General features: G+C 69.2%; 14 protein-coding genes. 5 read left to right on the top strand and 9 right to left on the bottom strand.

What is annotated here, in order from left to right; all coding sequences use genetic code 11:
• The first annotated feature begins 15 nt into the window (after positions 1-15).
• Positions 16-207 (top strand): hypothetical protein, encoded by a 192-nt coding sequence (locus tag ACZ5M6_RS10465; RefSeq protein WP_054765719.1) that lies wholly within the window; start codon positions 16-18, stop codon positions 205-207.
• A gap of 16 nt (positions 208-223) precedes the next feature.
• Here ACZ5M6_RS10465 and smpB read toward each other — a convergent pair whose 3' ends face one another.
• Together smpB and dapA are read right to left on the bottom strand one after the other, a co-directional pair.
• Positions 224-697: an SsrA-binding protein SmpB gene (gene smpB, locus ACZ5M6_RS10460; protein ID WP_054765718.1), complete on the bottom strand. Its 474-nt coding sequence runs from the start codon at positions 695-697 to the stop codon at positions 224-226.
• Positions 697-1,581 (bottom strand): 4-hydroxy-tetrahydrodipicolinate synthase, encoded by an 885-nt coding sequence (dapA, locus tag ACZ5M6_RS10455; protein WP_182713611.1) that lies wholly within the window; start codon positions 1,579-1,581, stop codon positions 697-699. The genes smpB and dapA overlap by 1 nt, the downstream gene beginning before the upstream one ends.
• 125 nt (positions 1,582-1,706) lie before the next feature.
• On the opposite strand from dapA, the gene ACZ5M6_RS10450 reads away from it, so the two are divergent.
• A complete protein-coding gene (locus tag ACZ5M6_RS10450) occupies positions 1,707-3,758 on the top strand; it encodes a lytic transglycosylase domain-containing protein (RefSeq protein WP_464158509.1) in 2,052 nt (683 codons plus the stop codon).
• On the opposite strand, the gene ACZ5M6_RS10445 is transcribed toward ACZ5M6_RS10450, so the two are convergent.
• The 4 genes from ACZ5M6_RS10445 to ACZ5M6_RS10430 form a co-directional block, all read right to left on the bottom strand.
• Positions 3,752-4,507, bottom strand: a complete 756-nt coding sequence (locus ACZ5M6_RS10445) for an ABC transporter ATP-binding protein (protein ID WP_464160119.1) — start codon at positions 4,505-4,507, stop codon at positions 3,752-3,754. The genes ACZ5M6_RS10450 and ACZ5M6_RS10445 overlap by 7 nt on opposite strands.
• Entirely contained in the window at positions 4,507-5,496 is a 990-nt protein-coding gene (locus tag ACZ5M6_RS10440; protein ID WP_287395793.1) for a FecCD family ABC transporter permease, read from the bottom strand. Before ACZ5M6_RS10440 ends, ACZ5M6_RS10445 begins: the two co-directional genes overlap by 1 nt.
• A complete protein-coding gene (locus tag ACZ5M6_RS10435; protein WP_464160118.1) occupies positions 5,493-6,212 on the bottom strand; it encodes an ABC transporter substrate-binding protein in 720 nt (239 codons plus the stop codon). The genes ACZ5M6_RS10440 and ACZ5M6_RS10435 overlap by 4 nt, the downstream gene beginning before the upstream one ends.
• 83 nt (positions 6,213-6,295) lie before the next feature.
• The gene (locus ACZ5M6_RS10430) at positions 6,296-6,925 is read right to left on the bottom strand and encodes a TetR/AcrR family transcriptional regulator (RefSeq protein WP_183215598.1); all 630 of its coding nucleotides are present in this window, start codon (positions 6,923-6,925) and stop codon (positions 6,296-6,298) included.
• Between the two features lie 127 nt (positions 6,926-7,052).
• Between ACZ5M6_RS10430 and ACZ5M6_RS10425 the strand changes: the two genes are divergently transcribed.
• The 3 genes from ACZ5M6_RS10425 to ACZ5M6_RS10415 are packed head-to-tail and all read left to right on the top strand — an operon-like array spanning position 7,053 to position 10,159.
• The gene (locus tag ACZ5M6_RS10425) at positions 7,053-8,435 is read left to right on the top strand and encodes a glycosyltransferase (protein WP_464158506.1); all 1,383 of its coding nucleotides are present in this window, start codon (positions 7,053-7,055) and stop codon (positions 8,433-8,435) included.
• Positions 8,436-8,453: 18 nt separating this feature from the next.
• Positions 8,454-9,365 carry an RsmD family RNA methyltransferase gene (locus tag ACZ5M6_RS10420; RefSeq protein WP_464158504.1) on the top strand — a complete coding sequence of 304 codons (912 nt, stop codon included), beginning with the start codon at positions 8,454-8,456 and terminating at the stop codon, positions 9,363-9,365.
• On the top strand, positions 9,362-10,159 hold the full coding sequence (locus tag ACZ5M6_RS10415) for a TrmH family RNA methyltransferase (protein ID WP_464158502.1): 798 nt from the start codon (positions 9,362-9,364) through the stop codon (positions 10,157-10,159). Before ACZ5M6_RS10420 ends, ACZ5M6_RS10415 begins: the two co-directional genes overlap by 4 nt.
• A 55-nt stretch (positions 10,160-10,214) precedes the next feature.
• On the opposite strand, the gene ACZ5M6_RS10410 is transcribed toward ACZ5M6_RS10415, so the two are convergent.
• The 3 genes from ACZ5M6_RS10410 to hrpB form a co-directional block, all read right to left on the bottom strand.
• A complete protein-coding gene (locus ACZ5M6_RS10410; protein ID WP_396335229.1) occupies positions 10,215-11,501 on the bottom strand; it encodes an MFS transporter in 1,287 nt (428 codons plus the stop codon).
• Between the two features lie 71 nt (positions 11,502-11,572).
• Complete coding sequence (locus tag ACZ5M6_RS10405) at positions 11,573-11,782, bottom strand: hypothetical protein (protein ID WP_042823661.1); 210 nt, start codon at positions 11,780-11,782, stop codon at positions 11,573-11,575.
• Between the two features lie 75 nt (positions 11,783-11,857).
• Positions 11,858-14,293, bottom strand: a complete 2,436-nt coding sequence (gene hrpB / locus ACZ5M6_RS10400) for an ATP-dependent helicase HrpB (protein ID WP_464158499.1) — start codon at positions 14,291-14,293, stop codon at positions 11,858-11,860.
• Between the last annotated feature and the right edge of the window lie 84 nt (positions 14,294-14,377).

Raw genomic sequence — 14,377 nt, 5'->3', positions numbered from 1 at the left:
GAGGGAGGCTGAACCATGCAACGCACGACCGATCGACTCTTCACCCCAGCCGAGCGCAGGCTGGCCTTGATCGCAGCCGTGGTCGTGGTCGCCTTCACGGTGCTGACGCTGTTGACAGGGGGTCTGGTCGCCCCCTCCGCCGGCGGCCAGATGAGCCGAGGAGTCTCCGACCTGCCCGGCGTGATGGACGCCCGCCCTCTCAGCTAGGCGACGGCGACGGGGCTCAGCCCTTGTCCCGCATCAGCCGCGCCTTGTCGCGCTGCCAGTCCCGTTCGGCCGAGGCCTCGCGCTTGTCGTGCAGCTTCTTGCCCTTGGCCAGGGCGATCTCCAACTTCGCCTTGCCCGCTTCGTTCAGATAGAGCCTCAGCGGGATGATGGTCTGACCGTCGCGTTGCACCGCCCCCATCAGCTTGTCGATCTGCTTGCGATGCAGCAACAATTTGCGCGGCCGGCGGGGCTCGTGATTGAAGCGGTTGGCCTGTTTGTAGGGCGGAATGTCGGCGTTGATCAGGACGATCTCTCGCCCCTCAACCGCCGCATAGCTTTCGGCGATATTGGCCCGACCGTCGCGCAGAGCCTTGATCTCGGTGCCCAGCAGCTGAATCCCCGCCTCTATATTGTCCTCCAGGAAATAGTCGAAGCGCGCGCGGCGGTTCTCGGCGATGACCTTGGACTTGGGCTGCGGCTTGGGCGCCATCAGATCACGCCCGCCTCGACCATGGCCTTGTCGATGGCCGGCTTGACCGCGTCGGAGGTCGGCGACAGCGGCAAGCGCGCCTCTTCACGGCACAGGCCCAGCCGGGCCAGGGCGTATTTGGTCGGGGCGGGAGAATTATCGAGGAACAGCGCCTTACACAGACCGATCAGACGGTCCTGCCAATCCCGCGCTGCGGCATAGTCGCCGGCCGCCGCCGCATTGTGCAAAGCGACCATGGCTTCGGGCGCCACATTCGACGCCACCGAAATAAGTCCCACCCCGCCATGGGCGTGATAGCCCAAATAGCTGGAGTCATCGCCGGAGATCAGGTCGAACGGCTCTTGGATCTCGGCCCGCATCCAACTGACCCGGCTCATGTCGCCGGTGGCGTCCTTGATGCCGACGATGTTCGGATGAGCCGCCAATCGCGCCACCGTCTCATTCGCCAGGTCCGCGCCGGTTCGCGCGGGCACGTTGTAAAGCAGGATGGGCAGTTGGACGGCGTCCGCTATGGCCTCGAAATGCGCCGCCATCCCGGCTTGGGACGGGCGGATGTAATAGGGCGTCACGACCAGGGCGCCGTCCGCCCCCACCGTCTTGGCGTGACGGGTCAGGTCGATGGCTTCCTTGGTGTAGGGCGAACCGGTTCCGGCGATGACGCGAACGCGGCCGGCGACCAGCCGCACGCACAGTTCGATCACATGCTTGTGCTCGTCCAGATCCATACTGGCGCCCTCGCCTGTCGTGCCGACGGGCACCAGGCCGCTGACGCCTGCGGCGATCTGACGCTCGATCAGCGTGGCGAATGCGGCTTCGTCCACGTTTCCGTCATGAAGTGGTGTGATCAGGGCGGTGATCACGCCCTTGAACAAGGGGGCGGTCATGGGACTAGCTAGCCTAACTGGGGAGGGGCGATGGACGGACGTCCAGGACCTCTGTCTTGAGAGCGCGAGACGTTAGGTCGCCAGCGGCTTCGCCGCAACCGGGATGAATGAGAACAGGAAAGATCATGATTGCGACGAGTCTGGCGGCGGTGCTCGCCTTGATTGCGCCGAGCCCTCAAGACGCGGCGCCGGCGCAGGCCGTCCCCTATGGTTCCGTCACTCAAACCGGCGTCGCCTATGGCCAAACCCGCGTCCTGAATGATCAGGACACGGCGCTGTTTCGTCAAGGACTGGCCGCCGCGCGGGCGCGCGACGTGCTGGGCGCCCAGTCGGCCCTCTCACAGATCGGCGATCCCGCAGCGCGCAAACTGGTCCAGTGGGCCCTGATCGACACCTCGGGCGAACAGCTGTCCTACGCCGACCTCGCCCGCGCCCAGACGGAGCTGGCCGGCTGGCCGAGGGCCGAATCACGCCGCGAAGCGACAGAAAAGGTGCTGGCCCGATCCGGCGTCGGCCCGGACGCCGCCCTGGCCCTGTTCGCGCAGGAACCGCCCCGCACGGTCGATGGCGCCATCGCCTACGCCGCCGCCCTTGAACAGAGGGGGCGAAGCGATGAGGCGCGCGCCCTGATCCGCGAATGGTGGCGCACGCGATCCTTCGACGAGGCGCCGCAATCGCGCATTCTGGCCGCCTGGGCCGGATGGTTGACCCCGGCCGATCATGAGACCCGCCTCAATCTGCTACTGATGGGCCCTCACGGCCCGGCCACCCGCGCGATGACGGGCCTCGTCTCACCGGAACGGGCGGCCGTCGCAAACGCCGTCATGAGCCTGCGCACCGCCTACAGCCCTGACGCCGTGGTCGCTTCCCTGACCCCGACACAGGCCGTCGATCCCGTCGTGGTCCTGGAACGGGTTCGTATCCTGCGGTCTCAGAACCGTCAGTCCGAAGCCTTCCCGCTTCTGGCCTACCTCCCGCCCGCTCCGGGCCACACGGTGGGCGACGACACCCTGTGGACCGAGCGCCGCAACTATTATCTGGACGCCCTGCAGCAGGGAAACTGGCGCGCCGCCTATGATGCGATGAACGGCCACGGCTTCACCTCGGGCGACCGAATGGTTGACGCCGAATTCTTCGCCGGATGGGTCGCCCTGACAAAGCTGAACCAGCCCGAAGTCGCCGCCCGTCATTTCGAGGCCCTGCGCACCGCCTCCTCAACTCCGATCACCCAGGGCCGCGCCTATTACTGGCTGGGCCGGGCCGCCGAGGCCCGGGGCGAGCGCGACGCCGCCCAGGCCTATTACCGCAACGGGGCCCAGCACTGGCAGACCTTCTATGGCCAGCTCGCCGCCGAAAAGGCCGGGATGACCACCCTGACCCTGCCCGGCGATCCGGCGCCCACCCCTGCGGACATCGCCCGATTTGAAGCCGACGAGCGGGTTCGCGCCACTCGGATTCTCGGCGAGACCGGGGAGACCAGCCTGCTGCGGGTCTTCGCCTATCAACTCGACAACGACCTCCCCACGATCGAGGATCTGGCCCTGCTGATGGATCTGAGCCGCAGCTACGGCGACGGTTTCGCAGCCATGATGGTCGGCCGTGCGGCCAGCCAGAGGGGCTTTGTCCTGCCGGAGCGGATGTATCCGGTCCGCATACCACCCCAGGTCGCCGGCGCGGCGCCGCTGGAGTTCACCCAGGCGATCACGCGTCAGGAATCCAGTTTCGACCCTCGGGCCCGCTCCGGCGCCGATGCGCGCGGAATGATGCAGTTCCTGCCCTCCACCGGCTCCGGCGTGGCCCGTCGCCTGGGCATGAGCTTCTCGGCCGAACAGCTGTGGGACCCGGACTACAACATGACCCTGGGGAGCTATCACCTGGGCGAGCTGATGGCGGCCAACAACGGCTCCATGCTGCTGGCGACCGTCGGCTATAACGCCGGCCCAGCCCGGCCGAACCAGTGGATCGCCCGCTGCGGCGACCCGCGCGGCGACGCCAACGCCGCGATCGACTTCATCGAATGCGCCCCCTTCACCGAGACGCGCAACTATATGATGCGAGTCATGGAGAATATGGCGGTCTACAAGGCCCGGCTGAACGGCGGCTCGGCGCCCTTGACGCCCTCGGCCGACATTGCGCGCGGCGCCGCAGCGGGTCCCCGTCCCTACGTCGCCTACTGAGCCCGTCGGGCCGCCAGCAGCGGCCCGTCCGGTGTTTCGACCCAGCGCCCGTCCAAGCCGAAGACGTTTTTGAGCACGCCCGGCTCCAGCGCCTCCATCGGCGGGGCGGCGGCGGCGATCTGTCCCTGATGCATGACCACCACCTGGTCGGCGAAGGTCGCCGCCAGGGTCAGGTCGTGCAGGCTGACCAGCACGGCGGCGCCGCCGTCCGCGCGGGTCCGCAGCCGCTCCAGCACCAGCCGCTGCGCGTCCGGATCGAGCCCCGCGATCGGTTCATCCGCCAGCAGCATGGGGGCGTCGGTCGTCAAAGCGCGCGCCAGCAGCACCCGCGCCCGCTCGCCGCCGGACATTTCGGCTACGCCGCGATCGACCAGATGGGCGCCGCCCACTTCAGCCAGAGCCCGCTTGGCCCGCGCCAAGGCTTCGGGACCGGCCAGGAAGGGCGCGCCCAGGGCCGCCACCTCCACCGCCGGCAGATTCCAGGCGATCCGCCGCTCCTGGGGCAGATAGGCGACGCGCCGGGCCCGTTCTCGAGGGGACAGGATTGTGACGTCGTCGCCGTTCAGGCGGGCGACGCCGCCGTCCAGCGCCAGCAATCCGACGAACGCCTTGATCAGGCTGGACTTGCCCGCCCCATTGGGACCGACCAGCGCGACCAATCGGCCGCGCTCGACCTGGACGTTCGCACCGTCCAGCACCTTGCGCCCGCCCAGGGTCGCCTGGGCGTCCCACATCGTCAGCGGCGCGATCACAGCCGCCACTCCCGCGCCGCCCGCCAGGCGATCAAGGCGAACAGGGGCGCCCCGATCAAGGCCGTGAACACCCCCAGTTTCAGCTCCTGATCCGTCGGCGTCAGCCGCGCCGCTAAATCCGCGACCACCAGGATCAGTCCGCCGGCCAGGGCCGAGGGCGCCAGGATTCGCCCCGCGTCCCCACGCACCGCCGCCCGCACCAGATGGGGCGCCGCCAGACCGACGAAACCGATCACGCCCGCGACCGCCACCGCCGCCCCCGTCGCCAGCGCCGCCGCGATCAGGGCGAAGCCTCTCAACCGCCCCATGGAGAGCCCCGAGATTGCGGCCGTTTCATCGCCTAGGGTGAGCATCCGCAGTCCCCGCGCCGACAGGCCCGCGAAAACGGCGGCCATAGCCAGGGCCGGCGCCACCCAGGCGACATCCACCCAGCTCCGGTTCTGTACCGATCCCAAGAGCCAGGCCATGACCTCGGCCTGGGCGATGGGAGACGGCGACAGGTTGAAGATCAGGGCCGTCGCCGCCCCCGCGAAACTCGACAAAGCCACCCCGAAAAGGATCAGGGCCTCCGGCGCCCGCATCAGTCCGGCTGCCGCGACCAGCACCCCACCGGCCACAGCAGCGCCGGCCAGGGCCGACATCTCCACCAGGCCCGCAACGCCCGCGCCGCCCAGGACGATCGCCAGGGCCGCGCCCAGGGCCGCCGTCGCCGAAACCCCCAGAACGCCAGGATCGGCCAGGGGATTGCGGAGCAGCCCCTGCATCACCGCCCCCGCCAGCCCCAGAGCCGCCCCCACGACCAGGGCGCAGACGGCGCGGGGCGCCCGCACCTGCCACAAGACGTCCCAGGGACCTGAAGACGGATCGCCGAAGGCCGCCGCATACTGGGCGCGGTCGAACCCCGTCTCCCCGAACAGTACGGCGGTCGCCACGGCCGCCGTACAGAGCAGGCCCAGCCTCACGCACAGACGAACCGTCCGACTCATGGCCGCGCCTTCATCATCTCCACCCCGTTGGCGGCGAACCAGGCGGGACAGGTCAGGACGGCCGCCGGCAGCTTCGCCGCCGTCCGCCCCTTGGCGGCGCGGCGCACCACCGGATGGCGGCCTGCTCCCCGCCAGTCGGCCCGCAACTGGTCGAAAAAGCCCAGCACGAACCGGAGGGGCGGCTGAAGCGCGATCTGCTCGACACTGACGGCCCCGAAGCCCGGCGCGGTCGTCAGATTGCGAAAGCCGGCCGCCCGCATCATCGCATCCATCAGCGTGCCGGGACCGGACGTATAGCCGCCCGAGGTCAGATAGAGGGCGCCGGGCGTGGGGCTTCCGGCGGGCGGCGCCGCGCGATCCAGCTTGGCCTGCATGGTCCGCTCCAGTCGAGCCCCCCGCTCGGCCTGTCCGAGACCCTGCGCTGCGGCGCGAATATTGGCGCGCACCCCGTCGAAGTCCGTCGCGTCCGCGATCGTGACCACCTTGGTCCCGCGCTGCTCCAGGGCCGCCAGCAGCCGGGGTTCGCCGCCCCAGTAGCGGACGACCACATCCGGCTTGAACCCCACCGCCGCCTCCAGGGTCGGGCGCAGCCGCCGGTGTCCGGCCGCCTCGCGCCTCAGCCAGGCGTCAGGGTCGTCGGCGCGTGGCGACAGGGCCAGTTCGGCGTCCGGCGCCAGGGCCAGGACATATTGATCGGCGCACTGATCCAGGGCCATGACCCGCAAGGGCCGAGCCTGGGCGGGGACCGGCGTCAGCCCCACAAGGACCAGACAGAGAAGGAGCGACCGGGGGCGTGGGGTCACGGCTTAAGCAGGCCGTCGAACACGGCGTCCAGGGTCGTCTTGACCAACCGGTCCCGCTCCACCCAAGGAAAATAGGGTTTGGTGATCATCAGCGACACGACGCCGTGCGCAGCCGCCCAAATCGACTGAGCGATCGCCCTGGCGTCGCCCTCCATCCGCCCTGCGGCCACGGTCTCCTCAACCAAGGCTCCAAAGGCGGAAAAGACGACGGCGCCCAGTTCCTGAGACAAGGTCTGAGCGCCCTCTCGGGCCTCAACGGGACGGGTCAGATAGATCAGGCGATAGGCGTTGGGCTGATCGAACCCGAACTGGGCGTACGCCTCGATCATGGCCCTCAGTCGCACCTCCGGCGGCGCGGAGCCCGTCGACAGGGAGGCCGCAGCCGCCGTCAGGACGCTGAAGGCGTTGCGGCAGATTTCCTGCAGGATCGCGCCCTTATCGGGGAAATGCATATAGAGGGCGGTCGAGGACAGGCCGACCTCATCCGCGATCTTGCGAATGGTCGCTCCTTCATAGCCGTGCTCGACGAAAATCCGCTCGGCGGCGGCCAGGATTTCGCCGCGCCGTGAATGGCCTTCCCCCTTGGGCTTGCGGTGGGAACGAGACGATTGCGACGCGAGGGGCAAAGGCGACTCCAGGTCAGGGGCGATCTGAATAGCGACAATCGATCATCGGCGCCAATCGGCGCAGAAAAATCCAGTTGCAACAAACAAGTATTTCCAGTTGTATTCGGCTCGGGCGGGGGCTGGAACGATGATGATCAAGACGAATGCGCTCAGCGGCGCAGGGCGTCGAACGCCGACGGCCTGGCAGGCGGCGGTTGTCGGCGGGCTGGTCGCATGTGCGGCGTTCGGCCTTGTCCTCTGGCCACGGGCGACGCTGGAGGCCCTGATCTTGGGGCTTCAGGCTTGTTTCGTCGCCACGGCCATTTGGCGGGCCGTCCTGGCGGCAGCCAGTCTTTCTCCGCCGCCCCCGCCGCCCAAGCCGGGCCGCTGGCCGCGCTATACCGTCCTGGCGGCCTTGTATGACGAGGCGGCGGTGGTGGAGCAGTTGGTGCAGAACCTGTCTCGGCTGGACTACCCCCGCCGACAGTTGCAGGGGTTCCTCATCCTGGAAGCGCACGATCAGTCAACCATTGCGGCGGCGACGGCCGCAGCCAGGCCTGACTGGCTGCAGATCCTGATTGTGCCGCCTGGCGCGCCCCAGACCAAGCCGCGCGCCCTCAACCACGCCCTTCCCTTCATCAAGGGCGAACTGGTCACCGTCTATGACGCCGAAGATGCGCCGGACCCGGGGCAACTGCGTGAAGCGGCGGCGCACTTCGCCCAGAGCCCTGATCTCGCCTGCGTTCAGGCGCCGTTGCGCGTTCGCAGAGGCGCCGGCCTGAAGGGGTTTCTCGATCGACAGTTCGCCCTGGAGTACGCCGCCCTTTTCGAGGTCAATCTTCAGGGCATGGCGAAGCTGAACCTGCCCTTCCCCCTCGGCGGCACCAGCAATCATCTTCGGACGGCCATCCTCCGGGATCTGGGCGGTTGGGACGCCTATAATGTGACGGAAGACGCCGACCTTGGCTTTCGGCTCTGGTCGGCGGGGTGGCGTCTGGGGGTCATCCACCGACCGACCTGGGAAACGCCGCCCGGCCCTTTCGAGCGCTGGCTGCCCCAGAGAACGCGATGGTTGAAGGGCTATATGCAGACCTGGGGCGTCCATACGCGCTCGCCCGCCGCCCTGGGCGAGCGCGGACTGCTGTCGCTTGTCATGACCTTGGGAGCCGCCGTCATATCCGCCGCCTGCCACGCTCCCGCCTTGGCCTGGATCGGCTCGGCCCTCCTCCTGGGTCTTCACGCGGGCGCGGCGCCGTCCTTGCCGACGGGATCGCTCGCCGTCCTGGCCCTGGGCGTCGTCGCCGCATGGATGAGCTGCGCCGTCGGAGCGCGCCGCGCCGGTCTGGACTATCGTCTCAGCGACATGCTGCTGGCGCCGGCCTACTGGTCACTTCTCAGCGTCGCCTTCGCCCAGGCCCTGTGGCGACTGATCGTATCGCCCTATGTCTGGGACAAGACGGTCCACGACCCAGACCTGGACGCCGAATGCTGCGCCTCCACCTATGTCGATGCTGGACGTAAGGCCGCCTGACCGCCTATCAGCCGCAGGATGGCGCCCCTGCTCTCTCCCACCCCCGAAACCCTGGTGACCCGCGGCTGGTCCGACTACGCCCTGCTGGACTCCGGCGATGGCAGGAAGCTTGAGCGCTACGGCCCCTATACGGTGGTCCGGCCCGAGCCCCAGTGCTTCTGGTCCCCGCGCGACCCGGCCGCCTTCGACCAGGCCACCGCCGCCTTCGACCCGCAGCAGGAGGAGGAAGACTCCGGCCGCTGGCGCTTCGACCGGCACGGCCCCGTCGACGCCTTTCCCCTGAAATGGCGCGAGGTGAAGTTCACCGGCCGTTTCACGCCTTTCCGCCACCTAGCCTTCTTTCCGGAACAGGCCGCCAACTGGGACTGGCTGGACGGCCGCGTGCGCGCCTTCACGCGCGACGCCGGCCGGGCTCCGAAGATCCTGAACCTGTTCGGCTACACCGGCGTCGCCAGCCTGGCCTGCGCCGCCGCAGGGGCCGAGGTCACCCACGTCGACGCCTCCAAGAAGTCGGTCAACTACGCCCGCGAGAACGCCGAACAGTCCGGCCTGTCCGACCGCCCGATCCGCTGGATCGTCGAGGACGCCCGCAAATACGTGGCCCGCGAGGTCCGGCGCGGCTCCAAATACGACGGAATCATCCTGGACCCGCCCAAGTACGGACGCGGCCCGACCGGCGAGGTCTGGCGCCTGTTCGAGGACATGCCGGCCCTGCTGAAGGATTGCGCCGCCCTGTTGTCCCACGAGGCCGATTTCCTGTTGCTGAACGCCTACGCCGCCCGCATCTCCGGCCTGTCCCTGGCCCATCTGATGGCCGAGGCCCTGCCGGATCGTAGCGGTCGCATCGACTGGGGCGAACTGGCCCTGTCCGAAGACGGCCCGAACGCCCGCGCCATCGGCCTGTCCTTCTTCGCCCGGTGGAGCCGATGACGGACCGCGTGATCACATCCCTGACCAATGACACGGTCAAGGCCGTCCGCGCCCTGCATATGCGCAAGGAGCGGGACAGCACCGGGACCTTCCTGGCCGAGGGGCTGAAATTCATCGGCGAGGCCCTGGACCTGGGCCGGGCGCCGCGCCTGCTGCTGGTCGGCGAGGACGCCCGCCCGCACCCCCTGCTGGACCGGGCAAAGGCCGAGACGCGCAAGGCCGGCGGCGAGATCGTCGTCGTCACCCACGCCATCCTCGAAAAGATCAGCCGCCGCGACAATCCGCAGACCGTCCTGGGCGTGTTCGATCAGATCTATACCCCTCTGGACAGGCTGGACCCCGCCTCGGCCCCCTGCTGGGTGGCCCTGGAGCAGGTGCGTGATCCCGGCAATCTGGGCACCATCATCCGCACCGCCGACGCGGCCGGCTGCGGCGGCGTCATCCTGATCGGCGACTGCGTCGATCCCTATTCGGTCGAGGCGGTGCGCGCGACCATGGGTTCGGTCTTCGCCGTCTCCATCACCAAAGCCGACCCCGAGTCCTTCCTGGCCTGGCGCCAGACCTGGCCCGGCAGCGTCGTCGGCACCCGGCTGGACGCCAAGGTCAGCCACCACTCGGCGGTGATGCAGAAGCCGTCGCTGATCCTGATGGGCAATGAACAGGCCGGCCTGACCGACCAACTGGCCGCCGCCTGCGACGTCAACGTCAAGATCCCGATGCGCGGCCGGGCCGACAGTCTGAACCTGGCCATCGCGACCGGGATCATGGTCTATGCGGCGACGGACGAAGCCTAGGGCATGATCGTTTCGGACGGAACCGCTTCGCGGTTCCTCCTCAACGGATCAGGCTCTAGAGTTCCGTCTCCGGGCTGACCCGCCCCATGCCCCACAGGGCCAGTATGGTCACCACCGCCGACAGGGCCAGATAGCCGCCGACCGCCGCCAGTCCATAGGTCTTGGCCAGCCAGGTCGCCAGATAGGGCGCCAGCGACGCCCCCACGATCCCGGCCAGATTGAAGGCCATGGACGCCCCCGTATAGCGGACGGCCGTCGGGAAGGGCCGCGCCATGGCCGCGCCGATAGGGCCGTAGGTGCAGCCCATCAGCGCAAAGCCCAGGGCGAAGAAGATCAGCAGCCCCGTCAGCCCCGCTCCGAACAGGGGCGCGAACAGGCCGCCGAACAGGGCGATCCCGACCGATGAAGCGATCAGCACCTTCACCTGGCCGAACTTGTCGGCCAGCAGGGCCGTCACAGGGATAAAGGCGGCGAAGAACAGCACCCCGATCAGTTGAACCGGCAGGACCTCGCCGCGCTCAAGCCCCATCCCCGTCGTCGCCCAGCCCAGGGCGAAGACCGTCATCAGATAAAAGAGGGAGAAGGTCGTCACCCCGCTGAACGTCCCCAGGAACAGGGCGGTCTTGTGCTGGGCGAACAGGGTCACGGCCGGCGCCTTGACCCGCTCCTTCCGGTCCATCGCCGTCTGGAATTCCGGGGTCTCGGTGATCTTCAACCGCACCCACAGACCGACGAAGACCAGGACGGCGCTGGCCAGAAAGGGCAGGCGCCAGCCCCAGGCCTCGAACTGGGCCTCGCCCATCGTCGAGGTCAGGACGATGAAGGCGCCCGTCGACAGGATGAAGCCGATCGGCGCCCCCAGTTGCGGGAACATGCCGAACCAGGCCTTCTTGCCCGGCGGCGCGTTTTCGGTGGCCAGCAGCACGGCCCCGCCCCATTCGCCGCCCAGGCCGAGCCCCTGTCCGAACCGGCACAGGGCCAGCAGCAGGGGAGCGACAATACCGACCGTCGCATGGGTCGGCAGCAGGCCGATGGCCACGGTCGAAAGGCCCATGGTCATAAGGGCCGCCACCAGGGTCGCCTTGCGTCCCACCCGGTCCCCGAAATGCCCGAAAGCCAGGGCGCCGACCGGTCTTGCGAAAAAGGCGATGGAGAAGGTGGCGAAGGACGACAGCATGGCCGTCGTCGGGTCTCCGCCCGGGAAGAACAGCTGCGGAAACACCAGCACCGCCGCCGTGGCGTAGATGTAGAAGTCGTAGAATTCGATCGTGGTGCCGATCAGGCTGGCGAAAAGAACCCGCGCCTTGCCGGCTGTGGGCGATATGATCCTGGCGTTCGACACGATTTCGTCCCCGGTTGGCGCACCGCAGGTGCGCCTGACCATATCGCGTCATCTTCCCCCGCTGAAAAGCCTCAACCTGCGGGCGACGGCCGTCCCATGGTCCAGTTCGCCTGCATCCGCACGACCGGGTTGGGCGCGCACCAGATTTCTCCGGTCTCGGTAATGGCCGTCACCCAGATCAGATTGTGCTCCTGACCATAGTCGATGACGGCGAAGGCGAACCCCTTGCCGCGATCCTGCACGGTGACAGGCAGCGGGGGGTCGAGTTGGGTAAGTGCCATGGGGCGTCCTCTGCGAGATTGGCTCAACGCAGCGCTTGCCGCCCGGTTGCAGCCGCTTGGGACCGGTTCGACGCTTCACGTCCCGCGCGGCTTGGCCCGATTGGTCGCCTGGGCTTCGGCCGGGTTCTCGGGCCAGGGATGGCGCGGATAGCGGCCGCGCATCTCCGAGCGCACCGCAGCCCAGGAGCCCGCCCAGAATCCCGGCAGGTCCTGGGTGACCTGCACCGGCCGCCGCGCCGGCGACAGCAGGGCCAGGGTCAGGGGAACGCGGCCGCCGCCGACCGTCGGATGGGTCGTCACGCCGAACAGCTCCTGAACGCGGATCTCCACGCGCGGTCCTCCTTCGGCGCCATAGTCGATGCCCGCCGACCCCAGCGGCGTCGTCAGTCGCGGCGGCGCCAGTTCGTCCAGCCTGCGTTGCAGATCCCAGGGGATCAGCCCCCGCAAGGCGTCCGCCAGCCTGCCGTCGCCGATCGCCGCCAGCGACTTAGCGCCCTCCAGCACCGGCCACAGCCAAGCCTCGCGCGCCGCCATGAGACCTTCGTCCGACACATCGGGCCAGGCCGGGTCCAGCCCGTGCAGAAAGGCCAGACGCGCCCGCAGGGCCGAAGCCTGCTCGCCCCAGCGCAGGGCGCCGATCCCCTCGGCCTCGACCTCGGCCTTCAGTACGGCCGACAGCTGGCTCGCGTCAGGCGTCCCGATCACCTTCTCATCCAGAACGATCGCGCCGATCCGTCGGATGCGCTTGATCACCGCCCGGCCCGAGGGCTCGCGCGCCAGCCGTTCCTCGGTTTCGATCAGCCGCGCCAGATCGGTTTCAAGCGTCGCCGCGTCCAGCGCCGCCGCCAGCCGCACCCGGTCCCGCGCCTCGCCGCCCCCCAGCTCGGCCACCGCCAGCCAGGTCTCGCGCGCCAGGGCATCGGTCGCCTCGACCATGGCCCCGCGTCCGCCGGCCAGCAACATCTCGCCGGCCTTGCCCCGCATCCGCGCGATCCGTTCGGGGAAGGCCTCGGCCAGCAGCAGTCCCTCATCGACCGATCCGCCCGCGCCGCCGCCCGCCGCCCGAGCCCAGCGCTCAGCCAGTTTCAACGCATCCCGCGCCCGCGGCGACCGGTCCCGCTCCAGGCCGACCAGCCGTTCGTGCAGATCCACGTTCGATCCGCCCAATCCCGGCTCGCTCAGCACCGCCGCGATCCGCGCGCCCGTCATGGCGTCGTGCCCGTCCGAGGCCACGGCGACCATATGGGCCATGCGCGGCGACAGGGGGATGCGTGTCAGCCGCCGCCCGTGATCGGTCAACCCGCCCTCCGCATCCAGCGCCCCCAGCCGCGTCAGCACCTTGCGCGCCTCGCCCAGGGCTCCGGCCGGCGGCGGGTCCAGCAGGGCCAACCCCTCGACCGACCGCGCGCCCCATCGCGCCAGATCCAACGCCAGGCCGGTCAGGTCCGCTTCCTGGATTTCCGGCCGCTGATGCGGGACCAGGCCGCGCGTCTGTTCCTCGTCCCACAGCCGATAGCAGACGCCCGGTTCGGTCCGTCCCGCCCGTCCCCGGCGCTGTTCCGCCGACGACCGGCTGACCCGAACCGTGGCCAGCCGGGTCAGGCCGCTGGACGGCTCGAACCGAGGCACGCGCGACAGGCCGCCGTCCACCACCACCCGCACCCCGTCGATCGTCAGGCTCGTCTCCGCAACCGAGGTCGCCAGCACCAGCTTGCGCCGCCCCGGCGCCGCCGGTTCGATGGCGCGGTCCTGCTCCGCCCGATCCAGTCCGCCATACAGGGGAACCACGTCGACGTTCGGCAGCCTCAGCCGTTCGTTGATCTGCCGCACGACCCGATGAATCTCGCCCTGCCCCGGCAGGAAGGCCAGAACCGACCCCGTCTCCTCGCCCAGGGCCGTCAGACAGGCCCGCGTCATCGCCTCCTCGAACCGCTCGGTCGGATTGCGGCCCAGATAGCGGGTGTCGACCGGATAGGCCCGCCCCTCCGCCTCGATCACCGGCGCGCCGTCCAGCAACCGCGACACCCCCGCCACGTCCAGGGTGGCCGACATCACCAGCAGCCGCAGATCCTCCCGCAGCGCCCCTTGCGTTTCCCGCGCCAGGGCCAGACCCAGGTCGGCGTCCAGGCTGCGCTCGTGAAACTCGTCGAACAGGACCACTCCCACCCCCTCCAGGCCGGGGTCGTCCAGGATCATCCGTGTGAAGACCCCCTCGGTGATCACCTCGATCCGCGTCTTCGGCCCGATCCGGCTCTGCAGCCGGGTGCGGTAGCCGACCGTCCCGCCCGCCTCCTGGCCCAGGGTGGCGGCCATCCGGTCGGCGGCGGCCCGTGCGGCGATACGGCGCGGCTCCAGCACCAGCACCCGTCCGTCGCCCAGCCAGGCCTGGTCCAGCAGGGCCAAGGGGACGACCGTGGTCTTCCCCGCCCCCGGCGGGGCGGCCAAAACCGCCGTATTTCCGTTTGCAAGGGCGGATTTCAGCGGGTCGAGAACGGCGTGGATCGGCAACATGATCCGCCTCTAGCCCGATGCGCCCCCGATGCGCCACGATCACGAAAGCGTCGTGAGCGCTTCACCCCGCCGTCATGCGCGTTG

This window comes from Brevundimonas sp. Br13 (assembly GCF_055391505.1).
This window is presented reverse-complemented; position numbering and strand designations above follow the sequence as displayed.

Bases quoted from the DNA above. Each gene is read 5' to 3' on its own strand.
- ACZ5M6_RS10405 (WP_042823661.1), bottom strand. From the start codon at position 11,782: ATGGCACTTACCCAACTCGACCCCCCGCTGCCTGTCACCGTGCAGGAT.
- ACZ5M6_RS10425 (WP_464158506.1), top strand. From the start codon at position 7,053: ATGATGATCAAGACGAATGCGCTCAGCGGCGCAGGGCGTCGAACGCCG.
- ACZ5M6_RS10450 (WP_464158509.1), top strand. From the start codon at position 1,707: ATGATTGCGACGAGTCTGGCGGCGGTGCTCGCCTTGATTGCGCCGAGC.
- ACZ5M6_RS10435 (WP_464160118.1), bottom strand. From the start codon at position 6,212: ATGGCCCTGGATCAGTGCGCCGATCAATATGTCCTGGCCCTGGCGCCG.
- ACZ5M6_RS10465 (WP_054765719.1), top strand. From the start codon at position 16: ATGCAACGCACGACCGATCGACTCTTCACCCCAGCCGAGCGCAGGCTG.
- dapA (WP_182713611.1), bottom strand. From the start codon at position 1,581: ATGACCGCCCCCTTGTTCAAGGGCGTGATCACCGCCCTGATCACACCA.
- hrpB (WP_464158499.1), bottom strand. From the start codon at position 14,293: ATGTTGCCGATCCACGCCGTTCTCGACCCGCTGAAATCCGCCCTTGCA.
- ACZ5M6_RS10420 (WP_464158504.1), top strand. From the start codon at position 8,454: ATGGCGCCCCTGCTCTCTCCCACCCCCGAAACCCTGGTGACCCGCGGC.
- smpB (WP_054765718.1), bottom strand. From the start codon at position 697: ATGGCGCCCAAGCCGCAGCCCAAGTCCAAGGTCATCGCCGAGAACCGC.
- ACZ5M6_RS10440 (WP_287395793.1), bottom strand. From the start codon at position 5,496: ATGAGTCGGACGGTTCGTCTGTGCGTGAGGCTGGGCCTGCTCTGTACG.
- ACZ5M6_RS10415 (WP_464158502.1), top strand. From the start codon at position 9,362: ATGACGGACCGCGTGATCACATCCCTGACCAATGACACGGTCAAGGCC.